This window comes from Myxococcus sp. RHSTA-1-4 (assembly GCF_020037125.1).
Taxonomy (GTDB): Bacteria; Myxococcota; Myxococcia; order Myxococcales; family Myxococcaceae; genus Myxococcus.
Window position 1 is genome coordinate 53280 of sequence record NZ_JAIQDG010000040.1, and the last position, 17976, is coordinate 71255.

General features: G+C 71.3%; 15 protein-coding genes. 7 read left to right on the plus strand and 8 right to left on the minus strand.

The window, feature by feature from the left end; all coding sequences use genetic code 11:
* Positions 1–30: 30 nt before the first annotated feature.
* Positions 31–3606, minus strand: coding sequence for a serine/threonine-protein kinase (locus K8638_RS37680; protein ID WP_223759607.1), 3576 nt, complete (start codon positions 3604–3606; stop codon positions 31–33).
* Between the two features lie 393 nt (positions 3607–3999).
* Here K8638_RS37680 and K8638_RS37685 point away from each other — a divergent pair, with 393 nt between their 5' ends.
* The 3 genes from K8638_RS37685 (at position 4000) to K8638_RS37695 (ending at position 5614) form a co-directional block, all read left to right on the plus strand.
* A complete protein-coding gene (locus K8638_RS37685; protein ID WP_223759564.1) occupies positions 4000–4662 on the plus strand; it encodes a serine protease in 663 nt (220 codons plus the stop codon).
* Positions 4663–4762: 100 nt separating this feature from the next.
* Complete coding sequence (locus K8638_RS37690; protein ID WP_223759565.1) at positions 4763–5032, plus strand: hypothetical protein; 270 nt, start codon at positions 4763–4765, stop codon at positions 5030–5032.
* Between the two features lie 180 nt (positions 5033–5212).
* Complete coding sequence (locus tag K8638_RS37695) at positions 5213–5614, plus strand: response regulator (RefSeq protein WP_223759566.1); 402 nt, start codon at positions 5213–5215, stop codon at positions 5612–5614.
* 16 nt (positions 5615–5630) lie between these two features.
* On the opposite strand, the gene uraH is transcribed toward K8638_RS37695, so the two are convergent.
* The 5 genes from uraH to K8638_RS37720 are packed head-to-tail and all read right to left on the minus strand — an operon-like array spanning position 5631 to position 10275.
* Positions 5631–5975: a hydroxyisourate hydrolase gene (gene uraH, locus K8638_RS37700; protein WP_223759567.1), complete on the minus strand. Its 345-nt coding sequence runs from the start codon at positions 5973–5975 to the stop codon at positions 5631–5633.
* Positions 5972–6481, minus strand: coding sequence for a 2-oxo-4-hydroxy-4-carboxy-5-ureidoimidazoline decarboxylase (gene uraD, locus K8638_RS37705; RefSeq protein ID WP_223759568.1), 510 nt, complete (start codon positions 6479–6481; stop codon positions 5972–5974). The genes uraH and uraD overlap by 4 nt, the downstream gene beginning before the upstream one ends.
* Complete coding sequence (gene alc / locus K8638_RS37710; protein WP_223759569.1) at positions 6478–7500, minus strand: allantoicase; 1023 nt, start codon at positions 7498–7500, stop codon at positions 6478–6480. Before alc ends, uraD begins: the two co-directional genes overlap by 4 nt.
* Positions 7501–7525: 25 nt before the next feature.
* A complete protein-coding gene (allB, locus tag K8638_RS37715) occupies positions 7526–8896 on the minus strand; it encodes an allantoinase AllB (RefSeq protein WP_223759570.1) in 1371 nt (456 codons plus the stop codon).
* Complete coding sequence (locus K8638_RS37720) at positions 8893–10275, minus strand: FAD/NAD(P)-binding protein (RefSeq protein WP_370644221.1); 1383 nt, start codon at positions 10273–10275, stop codon at positions 8893–8895. The genes allB and K8638_RS37720 overlap by 4 nt, the downstream gene beginning before the upstream one ends.
* A 243-nt stretch (positions 10276–10518) precedes the next feature.
* Between K8638_RS37720 and pruA the strand changes: the two genes are divergently transcribed.
* From pruA to K8638_RS37735, 3 genes are all read left to right on the plus strand, one after another.
* Positions 10519–12174 (plus strand): L-glutamate gamma-semialdehyde dehydrogenase, encoded by a 1656-nt coding sequence (gene pruA / locus K8638_RS37725; RefSeq protein WP_223759572.1) that lies wholly within the window; start codon positions 10519–10521, stop codon positions 12172–12174.
* 7 nt (positions 12175–12181) lie between these two features.
* The gene (locus K8638_RS37730; RefSeq protein WP_223759573.1) at positions 12182–13030 is read left to right on the plus strand and encodes an aldose epimerase; all 849 of its coding nucleotides are present in this window, start codon (positions 12182–12184) and stop codon (positions 13028–13030) included.
* Positions 13031–13168: 138 nt separating this feature from the next.
* Complete coding sequence (locus K8638_RS37735; protein WP_223759574.1) at positions 13169–14356, plus strand: polymer-forming cytoskeletal protein; 1188 nt, start codon at positions 13169–13171, stop codon at positions 14354–14356.
* Between the two features lie 27 nt (positions 14357–14383).
* Here the strand turns inward: K8638_RS37735 and K8638_RS37740 are convergent, their stop codons facing one another.
* Both K8638_RS37740 and K8638_RS37745 read right to left on the minus strand, forming a co-directional pair.
* Positions 14384–15580 carry a cytochrome P450 gene (locus K8638_RS37740; protein ID WP_223759575.1) on the minus strand — a complete coding sequence of 399 codons (1197 nt, stop codon included), beginning with the start codon at positions 15578–15580 and terminating at the stop codon, positions 14384–14386.
* 147 nt (positions 15581–15727) lie between these two features.
* The gene (locus tag K8638_RS37745) at positions 15728–16654 is read right to left on the minus strand and encodes a LysR family transcriptional regulator (protein ID WP_223759576.1); all 927 of its coding nucleotides are present in this window, start codon (positions 16652–16654) and stop codon (positions 15728–15730) included.
* Between the two features lie 82 nt (positions 16655–16736).
* Between K8638_RS37745 and K8638_RS37750 the strand changes: the two genes are divergently transcribed.
* Positions 16737–17972, plus strand: coding sequence for an acyl-CoA dehydrogenase family protein (locus K8638_RS37750; RefSeq protein ID WP_223759577.1), 1236 nt, complete (start codon positions 16737–16739; stop codon positions 17970–17972).
* Positions 17973–17976: the final 4 nt, after the last annotated feature.

The window sequence follows — 17976 nt, forward strand, 5'->3', positions numbered from 1 at the left end:
GGCACCCTAGCGGAAAGCGGGTCCGCGCGCTCACGCGCTCCGCAGGACCCCCACGCGCCGCTGGAGGGCGGTTCGCACGGAGGTGGCCAGCGACAGGAGGCCGGTGGCGCGTGCCTCGGTGAAGAGGGCCTCCGCCGTCGTCAACTCCGCCACCGACTCGCCCAGGGGCTCGCGCTCCGCGAGCGCCAGGTGCACCAGCCCCATCTGCAAGGTGTTGCCCGTCAGCTCCGCCAGCGCCAGCGCGCGCCGCAGGTGCATGGTGCCCTCTTCTCCGGGCAACAGCGCCGCCATGGCCCGGCGGGCGAGGATTTCATCCCACGGGTTGGCCAGCATCGGGTCCGTCGCCCGTGCGAGCGCCGCCTCCGCCGCGTCACCCGCCGACAGCATGTTCCCCTGCTCGCGCTCGAACCGCGACTCGTAGACGCGCAGCAGCGTCTCCATGCGCAGCCCCCCCTCGCGGGCCGCGGCCAGGGCCCTCGGCAGCGACTGGCGCGCCGCCGCCGCGTCCTCGAAGAGCACGTCGCGGCACGCCTGGTACACCAGCAGGTGGCTCTGCAGCCACCGGTCTCCCGGCAGCACCCGCGCCAGCGCCTCCGCGCGGGCCACCACCGCGGCCACGTGCTCGTGCTCGCCGCGCTCCAGGTAGTAGGGCGGAGTGAAGATGGCCAGGTTGCGCTCCATCAGCCGGGGGCTGCCCAGCCGCCGCACCAGGTCCGTCTTCTCCGTGAACGCCGGCACGAAGGCCGAGCCATCGCCCGTGAAGGCCGCGCGCGTCACCACCGAGAACAGGTGGAAGGCGCGCACGTCCGAGAACCCGTGCGCCTCCGCCGCCGCGTACCCGTCGCGCGTGGCCTGCGCGTCCAGCGGCTCGCCCCGCAGCGCCAGGGTCATGTTCATCATGTAGCCGCCCATGCCCAGCGCCCAGGCCAGGCGACGGGGCAGCCGCCCCAGGGCCTCGCGCATCCCGCGCAGGCGCGCGAGCTGCTCGAACTGCGTCTCCAGCACGCCCGCGAAGCGGCCCGTATACGCGCAGACCATCGCCGGAGACAGCAGCGTCGCGGCCCGGTACGGCGACACCTCCGGCTGCTCGGTCCGCACGCGCTCCACCAGCGCCGCCAGGTCCTCCGTGCGCCCGAGGATGGCCAGCGCCATGCCCTGGAGGATTCGCAGCTCCGCCTGCTTCCAGAACACGTCCGCTTCGGACGCGTACGCATCCGCCTCGCGCTCGCGGAACAGCTCCCGCAGCCGCGCGGGACGCTCGGCCTCGGGTGCCGAGCACGCCGCCTCCAGCTCCGCCAGCGCCTGCCGCTGCCCCGCCACCAGGTCCACCCCGGCCGCCCAGTGCGCGAAGAGCTTCTCCGCGAAGGCCAGCGAGGTGGGCGGGTCGCTCGAGTAGCCCACCTCCACGATGGTCACCCAGATGCGCAAGAGCAGCCTGTCTCGTCCCGGGAAGTCCGGCGCGGCCTCCAGCAGCGCCGCCGCCTCCTTCAAGAGGAGCGTGGCCTCCAGCAGCGCCTGGGCTTCAATCGCCGCCCGCCCCGCGTCCAGCAGCGGGCCGATGGCCAGCTCCGGCTCCGACGAGCGCAGGTAGTGCCAGCCCACCGTGCGCGACAGGTCCGGCCGCTGCGAGTGCAGCGTCTGCAGCGCCAGCGCCACCCGCCCGTGCGCCACCCGCCGCTCGGGCTCCGGCGTGCTGTCGTAGACGGCCTGGTGCACGGTGTCGTGCGTGAAGACGTAGCGCCCCTCGGCCTCCTGGAGGAACTGCCGCTCGACGATGCCGTCGAGCACCGCGAACAGCTCCACCTCGGGCAGGTCCGCCAGCGCGCGCACCAGGGGCAATTCCAGGCTGCGCCCCGCGGGCGCCAGCCGCCGCAGCAGCGCCACCTGCTCCGGAGGCGCCGTGGCCAGGCGCGCCAGCACCGCGTCCTCGATGCTTGCGGGCAGGGGCCGCGTGTCCAGCCCCTCCGCCGCGCTCCACCGGCCGCCCACGCGCGTGAGCGCGTTCTCCTCCACCAGCGCGCGCAGGCACTCGGTGGCGAAGAAGGCGTTGCCCCCCGTGGTGGCGTGCAGCCGCGTCACGAAACCCTCGGGAACCGCCAGCCCCGGCAGCGCCAGCTCCACCAGCGTGCGCACGTGTTCGACCGTCAGCGGCTCCAGGTCCATGCGCGTGGTGAGCTTCTCGTCCACCGTCTGGAAGGCGAGGCTCAGCCGGCTCAGCTCGCCGGAGCGGAACGTGCCCACCACCATGCCGCGCGTGCCGTGCAGCGTGCGGATGAGCACGTTGAGCACCTCCAGCGTGGCGCTGTCCGCCCACTGGAGGTCCTCGAAGCACAGCACCAGCGTCATCTGGCGCCCCAGCGCCTGCACCCACTCCGCCAGCGCGCCGAAGAAGGCCAGCTTCTCCTCGCCCACCGTCTGGGGAGGCACCGCGCCCGCCTCCGCCCCCAGCCCCGGCAGCAGCCGCCCCAGCTTCGGAGACAGCCGCTGCATCATCTCCACCGGCGTGTGCGGGATGAGGCAGCGCAGCGCCTGCGTAATCGGCGTCAGGGGGGCCTGTCCCTCGGCCCGGCACTGCCCGCGCCCGAAGGGCACCTCCGCCAGCTTCGCCTGCAGCTCGAACTCCTGGAGCAGCCGCGTCTTGCCCACGCCCGCCGGAGCGCCGATGAGCATCGCCCGGGACTGGGCCCAGTCCGCCTCGGCCAGCCCGTTCATCAGCGCTTCCAGCTCCGTGGAGCGCCCCACCACCTCCGGCACGTGCAGGTAGCTGGCGCGCGCCGACAGCGTCTCCTCGGGCAGCGGCTCGCCGCTGGCGTGGCACAGCGCCTCCAGCAGCTCGCCCGCGTCCTGGAAACGCTCGCGAGGGTCCTTGGCCAGCAGCAGGAGAATCAGCTCCTCGAGCTGCGGCTCCACGGGGCAAATCGTCGAGGGCCGTGGCGGCGGGCGCGTCAGATGGTCCGCCAGCAGGGCCGCCGGCGTGTTGCGCTTGAAGGGCAGCCGGCCGGTGACGAGGTAGTAGGCCATCACCCCCAGCGAGTACAGGTCCGCGCGCCCGTCGATGCTGGCGCCGCGCTGCCACTCCGGAGCGAGGTACTCCAGCGTGCCCTTGAGCCGGCCGGGGCTGGGCGTGCCGAGCTGGTGCATCACCCCGAAGTCCATCAGCTTCACCGCGCCGGAGCGGGTGATGCGCACGTTGCTGGCCTTGATGTCGCAGTGGACGTACAGCCGCGAGTGCAGGAAGGCCAGCACCTGCGCCATCTGGATGAGCACCCGGTACAACGTGCGCGTGTCCAGCGGCTTCTCACGCGCCAGCGTGCTCAGGTCCGTCCCGTCCACCACCTCCATGGTGATGAAGCGGTTGCCGGCCTCCGTCATGCCCCAGTCGAACACCTTCAGCGTGCCGGGGTGCTGCAGCTTCTTCATCGCGAAGAACTCGTGCCGGAACATCAGCACCAGCTCCTCCGTCTTCGCCGCCGTCAGCCCCGCGGGGACCTGCATCTCCTTCAGCGCCACCCGCCGGTGCTCGTGCAGGTCCGACGCCAGCCAGATGCGGCCCATGCCGCCCTCACCCAGCAGCCCCTCCACCTGGTAGCGCCCCGTCACCACCATGCCCGGCTCCAGCGAGCGGCGCTCTCCGGCGCGAGCCCCCGGTAGGGTGATGGGCGTGCGGATGCGGTCCCCCCACGAGCTTGGAGGACGGCTGCGCTCGTCCAGGACGGTTGTCTTCTCCTCGTCGCTCACAGGGATGGTAGGGGGCTCTGAGGGTCAGCGAAATCCAGAGGTCGATGGAATATCACGTTTCCACGGTACGGGCACGTTCGAAGGTACCCATGCGGGTAACAGTGGACCTGAGTCAGGGCCGTCACGGCGAGCGTCGGCCAGAGCGAGCCCCGGCTGTGTGGCTGCCCGGCGGCCCTGCCTGAGGGGCCCGCCGGGTGGGTGCACATCCTTCCTCGCGAGGACGCCGGCCAGGGGGCCACGTCCAGGCGCGGGAGGTGGACGATGCGCGGGGGCTCGAGGAAGTGGCTGGCGTGCGCGGGAGCGCTGGGCATGGCGGTGCTGGCGGCCTGTCAGGGCTCGGAGGAGGGGCCTCCCGGCGTGGAGGACGTGGCCGCCGCCACGGTGACGCTGGAGCCCGGCCACTGTGCCGGGGTGGTGGTGGAAGACGGCAGGCACGCCCTCACGGCGGCCCACTGCGTCCAGCCCGACGACACCCGGGTGGACATGTCCTTCCTGGACGGCCGGCGGCTGGGTGGCACCTACATCCACGTGGACCGGGGCCGCGACGTGGCCGTCATCCGGCTGGACGCCCGAGCGCAAGTGCGGCCGCTGAAGGTCTCGGAAGGGCTGCCCACTCCCGGTGAGGCGCTCGTGTTCGCCGGCCGGAACGACCGCCCGGGCGAGCCGCAGGAGGCCCTGCTGGAGCGGCTGGGCCGGTGCCCGTCGCTGCCGGGCGTACCGGCCGCCCTCTTCACCACGATGCGAGGCCGTCCGGGCGACTCCGGTGCGCCGCTGGTGGATTCGAGCATGCGGGTGGTGGGCCTGGTGCACGGCGGCGCGGCCTGCCGCATCGCCACACCCACTGCCGGACTGGGAGCCCTGGTGGGAGACCTGGCGAGGGGCGGCGCGACGCTGGCGAGCCAGGTCCCTCCCCGGGCGCGCTAGCCCTCCATGGAGGTCCCCCCGCCGGGCGTCGGTTGCCCGGTGCGCCGCCGCTTCCGAACTTGAGTCGGGCAGGCGAGGTACGCACGGAGGCGACACCACCATGGCGGGCAACACCAGGAACTTCCAGCCGCGCAACCGGGGGCAGGTGGAGGATGCCCAGGACCGCGGCGCGGCCGAGACGGCCCGGCGGCTGGCGAAGGAGCGCGACGTCAACCCCGGCCCCACCGACGACACCGCCTGGGAGGCGCGGGTGGAGCGCGGCGAGGAGTGGACCACGGAGCAGGTCCCCGAGCGCGAGGCCCGCGGCGACGAGGAGCCGAACTCCGAGGTGTCCCGCCGGGGACTTGTGAATCCCCCACCCGAGGAGTAGGGCCGTTCACGGGCCATCCCCGGGGCCGGAAACAAGCCCGAGGGGCCTGCCTGCCTCGACCAGGGGTGATGCGGACCCCTTGCCGCGCGTGCGCGGGGCGGTGATGCTGGGGGCTCAACACAACGTGGAGGGAGCACCGGACCAAGCCGGAGGCCTCCCGACCCAGGGAGTCGGTGTGCCGTGAAGCCGAAGGTTCTCATCGTCGAGAACTCCTGGACCATGCGCGAGACGCTGCGCCTGCTGCTGTCCGGCGAGTTCGACTGCACCACGGCAGCCGACGGCGAGTCCGGCCTGAAGCAGGCCCTGGCCCAGCCGCCCGACGTGCTCCTGTCCGACGTGAACATGGACGGCATGGACGGGTACGAGCTGTGCCGCCGCTTCCGCGCCGAGCCCTCGCTGAAACACATCCCCGTCGCCTTCGTCAGCGGCTACGCGCCCCGCGAGGGCGTCACCCCGGACGAGGGGCAGCCGGACGCGTACCTCGTCAAGCCGGTGAAGCCGCCCGTGCTCATCGCGGAGCTGCACAAGCTGCTGCGGCGCGACGGCGAGGGCCCCACCGCCCACGCCATCGGCAAGGCCTGAGACACGCGGCGGGCGCTCAGCTCCCCCGGTAGGTGGAATACCCGAAGGGGCTCAGCAGCAGCGGGACGTGGTAGTGCTCGTCCGGCGCCGCCAGCTCGAACACCACCGTCACGGACGGGTAGAAGCCCTTCACGCCGAGCGCCCGGAAGTACGCCCCCGTATCGAAGGCCATCCGGTAGACGCCCGGCTCCACGCGGGAGCCCGCGGGCAGGAAGTCGCGCACGCGCCCGTCGTCGTTGGTGATGCCGCGCGCCAGCTCCTTCCAGGCCCCGTCGTGAGCCTGGACCTCCAGGGTGATGGGGACTCCGGCGGCCGGGCGGCCCCGGTGGGTGTCGAGGACGTGGGTGGACAGGGTGCTCATGGCGCCAGCAGCTTCTCCAGTCGGATGCGGGTGATTTTCGCCTGCTCCCCGGCGGCGATGCGCAGCTCCTCGTCGAGCGGATTGTCCAGCCGGGCGCGCAAGAGCCCCAGCATCTCCGCCGCGCTCTTCCCCGTGGCGCACACGAGGAAGATGAAGCCGAACCGCCGCTCGTACTCGGCGTTGCCGTCGGCCAGCCCTTGCAGCACGGCCTCGTCCGCGCCCACCACCCCACCCTGCTCCTGCGAGGACCAGGTGGCGGTGGAGGCGAACTTCGCCCGGAGCTGCGACACGTCGCCGATGCGGGGGTGGTGCTTGAAGGCCTCGTGCCAGTCCTCCGGGCCCGTCTGCTCCCAGAGCCACGCGGCCTCGGAGAACAGGTGCTCCGCGTCGCGGAAGGGCCGCGCGCGGACCATGCCGTCCGCCCAGCGCGAGGAGCCGCAGCAGCGCAGCAGCTCCGCGCGGGCGTCCGCGGACAACATCCTGTTGAGCCGTTCCAGCCCGCTCATGCCGGCCGCCCGTGGACCCGCAGCCGGCTGACGCCGCCGTCGGGGTAGATGCGCAGGCGCACGTGGGTGAAGGGCCCCTGGGCGCGCAGCTCGGACTCGTAGAAGTGCCGGTGGTCCGCCTGCAGCTTCGTGCGCGGCAGCAGCTCCGTCCACGTGATGTCGTGCGCGTTGGCGAAGTCCACCACCGGCTCGCGCAGGTAGCAGCCCTCGATGGAGGCCGACTCGGGGAAGTTGCCCTTGTAGTGCGCGGTGTCCACCTCCACCTTCTGCACGGTGCCCGGCACGGCGAGCTTCACCACAATCCAGTCGAAGCCCGGCAGCACGCGCTTGCGCCGCGTCTCCCAGCCCTCGCCCATGTTGGCGGCGCGGCCCGGGAGGATGAGGTTGTCCTTGGGGCCGAAGAAGGCGTCGTTGCACGCCACCACCGTGCCGCCATTCTCCGCCGCCGCCAGGTCCACCGTCCCGCCCGCGCGCGTGAGGCGCTCGAAGTCCGGCCGCACCTCGCCGTGCACGCGGAAGCGCGCCACGCCGCCGTCCGGGTAGATGTTGAGGCGCAGGTGCGTCCAGCGCTGCTCGCTGGCGATGGGGAAGAGGTTGCGCGAGCCGCCCTGCAGCCGGAGCTGCGGGAGGATGCGTGTCCACTTCGCGTCCACCAGCGACTCGGGCGAGGGCGAGCCCTCCACCTCCAGCGCGTCCACCGAGGCGTACTCGGGGAAGTTGCCGAGGAAGTGGTTGGTGTCGATGTCCACGCCGCGCACCACGCCCGGCAGGCCGAGCTGGAGGATGCACCAGTCATGGCCCGGCACACGCTTGCGGCGCGACTCCCAGCCGTCCATCCACTTGCCCTGCTCGGTGTACTTGCCGGGGATGAAGACGCCCCGGCCGGGCTTCAGGAGGTTCTCCTTGGCCGCGAAGAACTCGTCGCTGGCCAGCAGGGCGCGGCCACCCACGTTCTCCGCCACGAGGTCGATGAGCTCCGTGAATCCTACGCGCAGCTTTCCCTCTTCGGGTGCATGCATGGTGTGTGTTCTCTCTCCAGGTGCTTCAGGCAGCGACGCGCGCCGCGACGGGGCGGCGCACCCATCTTCCCACCGGGCGCGGCAACGGCTGGCCGCGCTCGTAGACCTTCGCCCCGCGCAGGAACGTCATCTCCACCACGCCCGTGAGCGTGCGGCCCGCGTAGGGTGTAATCGGATGGCGGTGGAGCAGGCGAGTGGGCTCCACGGTGAAGGACGCCTCGGGGTCGAAGACCACCAGGTCCGCGTCCGCGCCGGGAGACAGCGTGCCCTTCACGCCATACAAGCCCACCAGCCGCGCCGGGGCCTCGCACATCCAGCGGACGAGCGACTCCAGGCCGTGTCCGCGCCGGCGCGCCTCCGTCCACACCGCCGGCAGGCTGAGCTGCAGGGACGCAATGCCGCCCCACGCAGCGCCGAAGTCCCCGCGGTCCAGGTGCTTCAGGGCCGGCGTACAGGGCGAGTGGTCCGACACCACCAATTCGATGTCCCCCTGCGCCAGCCCGGCCCACAGCCGCTCGCGGTTCTCCGCCTCGCGGATGGGCGGCGCGCACTTGAAGTGGGTGGCGCCGTCCTCAATCTCCTCCGCCGTGAAGGAGAGGTAGTGCGGGCACGTCTCCACGGACACGGGCAGGCCCTCGCGGCGGGCCTCGCGCAGCACGGGCAGCGCGTCCGCCGAGGACAGGTGGACGATGTGCACCCGGCAGCGGTGCTCGCGCGCCAGCTCCACCATCATCCGGATGGCGTCGTCCTCCCAGCGCTTCGGCCGGGACTCCAGGTAGCCCCGGTACGTGCGCGGATTGGTGCCCGCGCCGCCCTCCACCGGGGACTCCAGCTCCGCGTGGACGATGAGCGGCACGCCCCGCCGCGCCAGAATCGGCATGGCCACGTCGAGCACCGCGCGGTCCGCGGGTGGAAACTCGTCCACGCCGGACGGACACAGGAAGCACTTGAAGCCGGCGATGCCCGCGTCGATGAGCCGCTCCAGCTCGTCCGCGTTGCCGGGAATGACGCCGCCCCAGAAGGCATGGTCCACGTGGCAGCGGCTCCAGGCCGTGCGGGCCTTGAGGAGGAGCGCGTCCAGCGTGGTGGTGGGCGGCAGCGAGTTGAGCGGCATGTCCACCACCGTGGTGATGCCGCCGGCCGCCGCCGCGCGCGTGGCCGTCTCGAAGCCCTCCCACTCGGTGCGGCCGGGCTCGTTGATGTGGGCGTGGCTGTCCACCACGCCGGGCATCACCACCCGGTCGCCCACGTCCGTCACCGGCAGGCCGGCGGGAATGTCCGAGGGAGCCACCACCGCGGCCACCCGGCCCTCCCGCACCACCACCGCCGCCTCGCGAAGGCCCTCCGGCGCGAGGACGCGCCGGCTCTTCAGCACGAAGTCCTCACCACTGCTCATGGCTCGAATTCCTTCTCGTCGTAGCGTTCCAGGGACTCGAAGAACGCGTCCCGGTCATCCAGGAAGAGCTGCCGCGTCACTCCGCCCACCAGCCGGGGCAGGCCGTACTTCATCCCGGAGATGCTGGCTCCGCCGAAGCCCAGCGACAGCAGGCAGCCGAAGGTGAAGTTGAAGATGGACGACAGGTACGGCGCGCGGCCCGGGTGCTTCTCCTGCAGCTCGAAGTGGGCGCCCAGGTATGGGTGGCGCGAGAGGTCCGCGTGCTCCTGGCCCTGGGGCGGCGTGAAGCGGTCCTTCCACAGCGCGATGTCCTCGTACAGGCGCGCCAGCTCCGGGCGCAGGGACAAATCCGTCACCGTGCCGCTGCCGACGATGAGCTTGTCGAAGGTGAACTGGCCATGCGGCGTGGTGACGCGGGCCTTGCCGCCCACCTCCTCCGCGGCCAGCCACGGGCTCTCGCCATGCAGGTGGAACTGGGGGAAGGCCTTGGCGCGGCGGTACGTGTCCGCGGGCGGGAGCTGCCCCATCTCGATGATGCGGTGGATGAAGCGCCACTTGTCCGCGTCCGGCAGGTCCGCGTGGTGCTTGAGGAAGCCCACGAACTCCGCCCAGCGGTACGGGTTGACGGTGGGCAGCGTCTTGCGCCGGTAGAAGAGGCGCACCTCGGAAGCGCCGTGCTCCAGCGCCACGGACGCGTTGTCGAAGGCGGAGGCGCCCGCGCCCAGCACGCCCACGCTCCGGCCCCGCAGCGCCTCGAAGTCGATGTCGTCGCGCGTGTGGGCGTACAGCTCGCGCGGCAGGTCCGCCACCACGGACGGCACCTCCCAGCGGCCCGAGCCGTCGATGCCGGTGGCCAGCACCACCTTGCGCGCGTACAGCACCCCGGCATCCCCGTCACGGGTGTGGTGGAAGGGGGCGATGAAGCACTCCTCCTCCGGGCTCCACGTCAGCGCGCCCACGCGGGTGCGGCAGCGCACGGGGATGTCCAGCGTGCGGCGGTACCAGTTGATGTAGTCCGCCCACATCTCCTTGGGGATGAGTCCCACGGAATCCCAGGAGCCCTCGCCGTGCTGGGCCTCGTACCAGGACTGGAAGCAGAGGTTGGGGAGGTTGAGGTCCGGACCGGTGAGATGCTTGGGCGTGCGCAGCGTGTGCATGCGCGCGAACGTCTTCCAGGGCCCGGCGAGGTCCGGCTCGCTGTCGTCCACCACGAGCAGGTTGGTGACGCGCTCGCGCATCAGCCCGAAGGCGGCGGTGAGCCCGCTCTGTCCGCCACCGATGATGAGCACGTCCAGCACGGGCTGGCCGGCCCGCGTGCAGCGCGGCAGCACCCAGGGGCGCTTGGGGTATTCCAGCCGCTCGAGGTCCCTTCGAATCACATCCTCCAACGCGGAGAGACCGGGGGAAGACGGCGCTTCGGGACTCCGGGGGAGGACGCGCATGGCCCACATCGTAGCCGCGCACCGAGTCATCGGGTCAATGTCACCCGGACGACAGGGAAGTCCCGGGAAATCAAAGGGTTCACTGGTGGGACAGTCCTCGCTTCCCGGCTGCCGAGACCGGGCCGGTTGGTTATGCTCCGCCGCCCTTCGTTTCCGCCCTCAACCCCGAGGTCATTCCGCGTGATCAACGCCATTACCCGCGTCCCGGCTCCGAAGAACGAGCCCGTCCTCTCCTACGCGCCCAGCACGCCCGAGCGCCGTGAGCTGCAGGCCACGCTCAAGCGCATGAGCGGCGAGCAGATCGAGATTCCCGTCCTCATCGGCGGCAAGCACGTGCGTACCGGCAAGACGGACACCGTGCGCATGCCGCACAAGCACTCGCACGTGCTGGCCACGCTGCACGAGGCCGACGCCACCCACGTGGAGCTGGCCATCCAGAACGCGCTCTCCGTCAAGGAGGACTGGGCGCGCATGCCGTTCCAGTCGCGCGCCGCCATCTTCCTGCGCGCCGCGGAGCTGCTGTCCACCCGCTACCGCCCCATCATGAACGCCGCCACCATGCTGGGTCAGTCCAAGACGGCCCACCAGGCGGAGATTGACGCCACGTGCGAGGCGGTGGACTTCCTGCGCTACAACGTCCACTTCGCCGAGCAGATTCTCGCCACGCAGCCGGAGAACGCGCCGCAGACGTGGAACATGACGGACTACCGCCCGCTGGACGGCTTCGTCTTCGCGGTGGCGCCCTTCAACTTCACGTCCATCGCCATGAACCTGGCCGTCGCGCCGGCGCTGATGGGCAACGTGGTGCTCTTCAAGCCGTCCAACACCGCCGCCTACAGCGCCTGGTACATCATGGAGCTGCTGCGCGAGGCGGGGCTGCCCGACGGCGTCATCAACATGCTGCCCGGTGACGGCCCCACGGTGGGCAACCCCGTGCTGGCCAGCCCGCACCTGGGCGGCATCCACTTCACCGGCTCCACGCCCACGTTCAACTCGATGTGGAAGACGGTGGGCGAGAACATCTCCAGGTACAAGCAGTACCCCCGGCTGGTGGGTGAGACGGGCGGCAAGGACTTCATCGTCGCCCACGCGTCCGCGGCGGATGACATCGAAGCGCTCGCGGTGGCCATCGTCCGCGGCGGCTTCGAGTACCAGGGCCAGAAGTGCTCCGCGCCCAGCCGCATCTTCGTCCCCGAGTCCCTGTGGCCGAAGCTCAAGCCCCGCCTCCAGGCGCTCATCGCCGAGATTCGCATGGGCGACGTGACGGACTTCCGCAACTTCATGGGCGCCGTCATCGACGAGAAGTCCTTCAAGAAGACGTCGGGCTACATCGACCTGGCGAAGAACGACAACCAGGCCTCCATCGTGGCCGGCGGTGAGACGGACCGGAAGGAGGGCTGGTTCGTGAAGCCCACGCTGGTGCAGCTCGCCGACCCGCGCCACCGCATCCTCCGCGAGGAAATCTTCGCGCCCGTGGTGGGCCTGCACGTCTACCCGGACGCGAAGTACGTGGAGACGCTGCGCGAGGTCGACCAGGCCGCCGCCTACGCCCTCACCGGCGCGGTGTTCGCGCGGGACAGGAAGGCCATCGACACGGCGCTGACGGAGCTGCGCCACGCGGCGGGCAACTTCTACATCAACGACAAGCCCACGGGCGCGGTGGTGGGCCAGCAGCCCTTCGGCGGCTCGCGCGCGTCCGGCACCAACGACAAGGCGGGCTCCGCGCTCAACCTGACGCGCTGGACGAGCCCCCGCACCATCAAGGAGAACTTCGTGCCGCCCGTGAAGGTGCCCTACCCCTTCATGGACAACGACCCGCACGAAGGGGCCATCTGAGACGCCCATGAGCGGTCCATTCGCCGGCATCGCGGGCCTGGACACGTACGCGCTGGTGGACGGCGGATGCCGCGTGGAGGTCATTCCCTCGCGCGGCGCCCTCGTCACCCGGATGACGGTGGACGGCGACGAGGTGCTCTACCTCGACGAGGCCACCGTCGCCGACCCGGCGAAGAACGTGCGCGGCGGCATCCCCGTGCTCTTCCCCAACGCGGGTCCGCTGCCGGGAGACACGTACCCGGCGGACCGCGAGCTGTACACATTGCCGCAGCACGGCTTCGCGCGGAGGATGCCGTGGAAGGTGCGGCAGTCGGAGGACTCCCTGCTGGTGGTGGGGCTGTCTTCCAACGTGGAGACGCGGCGCCACTTCCCCTGGAAGTTCGACGCGCAGCTCACCTTCTCGCTGGTGGGCACGCGGCTGACGCTGGGCTTCGACGTGCAGAACCAGGACCACCGGCCGATGCCGCTGCACCTGGGCTTCCACCCCTACTTCCGGGTGCCGGAGGAAATGAAGCTCCAGACGCGCGTGGAGACGGATGCCACGCACGCCTGGGACAACCGGCTCAAGCGCGAGGTGCCCTTTACCGGCTTCGACTTCACCGAGGACGAGGTGGACCTGCACCTGAGGAACCACTCGGGGCCCGGGACGCGGCTGGAGCGCGGGCCGGGGAGCCGGCCGGTGCGCCTGTCCTGGAGCCCGGAGTTCCGCCTGCTCGTCGTGTGGACGTTCAAGGGGAAGGACTTCATCTGCGTGGAGCCGTGGACGGCCGCCGCGGGTGCGCTGGCCACCGGACAGGGGCTGCTGCACGTACCTCCCGGCGAGCGGACCTCGCTCGCGTTCGACATCGAGGCGTGAGCGAGGTGGCGCCTGCTTCCTGGCGCCTCCCCCGACGGTGAGGGGAGGCGCTGGAAGGGCGCGCCGTCCTCTGCCGCTTGTTCCCGGAGCCGGGCGTGCCCAGCGGTGCCTTGAGGGGCACCAGCACAGGAGGGCGCCATGTCCAGGTTCAGGTCCACCCAGTCCCATTGGAGGGCCCGGCACCCGAGGGCCTGGATGCTGCTCGTGTTCATCCTGTGCGCGGTGTTCCCCAGAATCTCGAGGGCCGCGGAGCTGCGCACCGGCGACGTGGTGACGGTGGGCCCGCAGGAGGTCATCAACGATGACCTCTATGCCTTCGGCCGCGAGGTGGTCATCCAGGGCACGGTGCGCGGGGACGTGGTGGCGGCGGCGCGGCGGCTCGACATGCGAGGCACCGTCGAGGGTGATTTGCTCTCCGGTGCCATGGAGACGACGGTGGCGGGCCCGGTGCGGGGCAGCCTCCGGAGCGCCACCGGGGACCTCACGCTGACGGCCGCGGTGGGCAAGGACGCCCTGATTTTTGGCAACCAGGTGGGCCTGATGCCGGGCACGAACATCCCCGGAGACCTGCTCGTCGCGGGCAACGAGGTCAGGGTCCAGGCCCCGGTGGGGGGCGACGTGCGGGCCTCGGCGCAGTCGCTCACGCTGGGGGCTCCGGTGAGCGGCAGCGTGAGCGCCGAGGTCGTCACGCTCCGGCTGGCCGAGGGCGCGCGCGTCGGCGGAGACCTGCGCTTCACCGCCCAGAGCGAGGCCCAGGTTCCCCCCGAGGCTGTCGCGGGCCGCGTGGAGCGGCTGCCCTACGAGGAGCGCGACGGGGGAGGAGGCGTGCTGGGCTTCCTCTATCTCTGGGGACGCTCCATCGTCGGCCTGTTCGCGTTGGGACTGCTGCTCGCGTTGCTGGCGCCCCGGCTCGCGGCACGCGCGCCGGCGGAGCTGCGCGAGCAACCGTGGAGGAGCCTGGGCTGGGGGGCCGTGGTCTTCGTGGTCACTCCCCTCCTCGCCGGCGCGCTCTTCGTGCTGGGGCTGGTGGTGGGCGGCTGGTGGTTGGGGGTGTTCGCACTGGCGCTCTACGTGCTGGCGCTGCTGACGAGCTTCCCGGTGGTGGGGCTGCTCATCGGCCGGTGGCTGCTGGAGCGCTTCGGGAAGCGGGGCGCCTCGGTCATCCTCGCGCTGCTGGTGGGCATCGTCCTGCTGACGCTCGCCAGGCGGGTGCCCATCCTGGGCGGGCTCATCGCCCTGGCCACCATGTGCTTCGGACTGGGGGCCCTGCTGCTGGCCATCCGGCACCAGCGAGGACCCGCCGCGTCCACCCCTGCCCCTGCCTGAGTCCCGGGCCGGTGGCCCCGGACCGCCTCAGTCCGCGTGGGCCACGACGGGCATCCGCACGGGGCCGCGCACCGTCATGGACCGGTTCCACTCCAGCGGCCCGGCCGGGGTGAAGCGGGAGAAGCGCGCCAGCAGGGCCTCCAGGCCGAACCGCGCCTCCATTCTCGCGAGCGGCGCCCCCAGGCAGAAGTGGACGCCGTGCCCGAAGGGCAGGTTGTTCGTCCCCTCGCGGTCCATGTCGAACGTCTCCGCCCCGGGGAAGTGCGTCTCGTCGCGGTTGGCCGCTCCAATCATCAGCGCCACCGGAGAGCCCTTCGGAATCGTCACGCCGCGAATCTCCGTGTCGGCGGTGGTGACGCGCATGATGGCCTGCACCGGCGGCTCGTAGCGCAGCACCTCCTCCACGAAGCGGGGAATGCGCGAGGGCTCTGCCTTGAGGCGCGCCACCAGGTCCGGCCGCTCCATCAGGATGCGCATCGCGTGGCTCATCAGGTGGATGGTCGTCTCCAGCCCGGCCACCAGCAGCAGGAACATGAAGTTCATCAACTCCGCGTCCGTGAGGGCCTCTCCGTCCACGCGCGCGTTGAGGAGGTCCGTCACCAGGTCGTCGCGAGGCTCCAGGCGGCGGCTGGCCAGCACCTGGCCCATGTACTGCTCCGTCTCGCGCACCGTGGCGCGAATCTCCTCCATGCGCGGCGTCTCGCGCTCGGGCTTGGGGCCGATGGCGGTGATGCTGGTGAGGTCATCCGCCCAGCGCTTGAAGAGGTGGTGCTGCGTGGGGTCCAGGCCGATGAGCTCGCCGATGACGCTGGCGGGCAGCGGCAGGCAGAGCCCGTCCACGATGTCCACCGGCTGGCCCTCGGGAAGACGGGCGACGATGCCCTCCGCGAAGGCGCGGACACGCGGCTCCAGTCGGGCCAGTGTCGGCGGGCCGAAGGCACGGTTGACCAGGGTCCGCAGCCGCGTGTGGTTCGGCGGGTCCATGCCAATCATCGAGTCCGCGAACGGGTTGTGCCCCAGCCATGCCGGCTTCGTCGCCACGCGCATGCCGATGTTGGAGAACACCTGCGGATTCTTGAAGGCCGCCACCACGTCGTCGTACCGGGTGAGGACCCAATAGCCGCCCGGGTCCACCTGGCACACGGGGTTCCGGCGCAGCTCGGCATACGTCGGATAGGGATTGGCCCGGACCCCGGGCACCAACAGATTCACGCGTCCGCTCATGAACAGAATCCTCGCCTGGGTGCGGGGGCGCGGGAAGTCTGTGGCCCCCGCGCCGTGAAGCCCATTCTACGGAGCCCCGCTTCCAAACGGGTTGCCGCTTCAGGTGCGTCCCGGGGTACGCGTGCCCCACCCACCGGGCCCGGAGTCCTACCTCGCCCCCGAGACCAGCGCCGCGGCGAGCGACAGCAATTCCTCGCGAAGCCACCGGTTGCGCGGCTCCGAGTCCGTCTGCCGGTGCCAGTAGAGGTGCAGCTCCAGCGGTGGAAGTGCCAGCGGCATGGGCAGGACGTGGTTGCCCAGCAGCGCGTGCAGCGCCTCCGCGCGACGCCGGGGCATGGTGAGGAGCAGGTCGGAGCCGGAGACGATGTGGAAGGCGGCCTCGTAGTGCTGGCAGCGCACCGTGACGTCACGCTGGTAGCCCAGCCGGCTGAGCACAAGGTCCTCCACGGCCAGCCCCGTGCGGCGCGAGGACACGGTGACGTGCTGGGCGGCCATGTACGCCGCCACGTCCAGCCGGCGCCGCCGCCGGCTCACCACGCAGAAGGTGTCCCGCAGCAGCGGGGCATGCCGCAGGTCCGCGCCCGTCGGCTGCTCCACGTCGATGGACAGGTCCAGCCGCCCCGACGCGAGGTCCCGCTCCAGCCGCGCCCGGTCCAGCCGGACGCTGGTGACGCGCGCCTCCGGAGCACGCTCCCGCAGGCGCGAGACGAGGTGCGGGAGGATGGACGGCTCCAGCACGTCGTTCATCGCCACGGTGAAGTTGCCCACGTCCCGCCGGGGGTCGAAGCCCCGGGTGTGGTGGACCGCGCCTTCCAGCAGGGACAGCGCCTCGCGAATCTCCGGCGCCAGCCGCTCCGCGAACGGCGTGGGCGCCACCCCGCGTCCCTCGCGCACGAAGAGCGGCTCGCCGAGCTGATCTCTCAGGCGGGCGAGCGCATGGCTCACCGCCGACTGGCTGAGGAAGAGCACCTCCGCGGCCCGGGTGAGGTTCCGCTCCCGGAGGACGACGTCGAACACCCGGAAGAGGTTGAGGTCCATCCTCGCCAGCCGGGCGGAATCCTGAACTGGGTTCATGGGAACACATGACCAACATTCACTGGATGCATCAAGCGGGGGATGCGCAGGATGCCTCCACCCACCTCCAGGAGGACCCGCGATGGACTTCGAACCGAGCGCCCGAACCAAGGACTACCTGGAGCGCATCCAGCGGTTCATGCGCGAGCACATCGACCCGGTCGAGGCCCGCTACCGCGACGAGGTCGTCTCCACCTGCCACGGCGGCGACTGGAAGACGTGGAAGGTGCCGGCGGTGATGGAGGAGCTGAAGGCCCGCGCGAAGGCGGAAGGGCTGTGGAACCTCTTCCTCCCCGACCCGAAGCTCGGCGCCGGCCTCAGCGTCCTGGAGTACGCGCCGCTGGCCGAGGAGATGGGCCGCAGCTTCATCGCCCCCGAGGTCTTCAACTGCAACGCCCCGGACACCGGCAACATGGAGGTGCTCTGGAAGTACGGCTCCGACGAGCAGAAGGAGCGCTGGCTCAAGCCGCTGCTCGCGGGCGAAATCCGCTCGGTGTTCTGCATGACGGAGCCGGAGGTGGCCTCCTCGGACGCCACCAACATGCAGGCCACGGCCGTCGTCGAGGGCAACGAGGTCGTCCTCAACGGGAGCAAGTGGTGGTCCAGCGGCCTGGGCCACCCGAAGGCGAAGGTCATCATCTTCATGGCCCGCACGCCCGATACCGGGGGTGACCGCCACCACCAGCACTCCATGGTGCTGGTGCCCATGGACGCCAGGGGCGTGAACATCCGCCGCATGCTGCCCGTGTTCGGCGACTACGACGCCCCGCACGGCCATGGCGAGGTGTCCTTCGACAACGTGCGCGTGCCGGTCAGCAACATCATCTCCGGGCCGGGCATGGGCTTCGAGATTGCCCAGGGGCGGCTCGGCCCCGGCCGCATCCACCACTGCATGCGCTGCCTCGGCGCGGCGGAGAAGGCGCTGGAGCTGATGATTGACCGGGGCATGAAGCGCACCGCCTTCGGCAAGCAGCTCCTCAACCTGGGCGGCAACCGCGAGCGCGTCGCCGAGGCGCGCGTCGCCATCGACCAGGCGCGGCTCCTGACGCTCTATGCCGCCTGGAAGATGGACGAGGTCGGCGCCCTGGGCGCGATGACCGAGATTTCCGCCATCAAGGTCGCCGCCCCCAGCGTGCTCCAGAAGGTGGTGGACGACGCCATCCAGATTCACGGCGGCGCCGGCGTGTCGCAGGACACGATGCTGGCGGGCTTCTTCGCCCAGGCGCGCACCCTGCGCCTCGCGGACGGCCCGGACGAGGTGCACAAGGGCCTCATCGCCCGCATCGAGCTGTCCAAGCGCGGCTACTCCCGGAGCTGAGCCC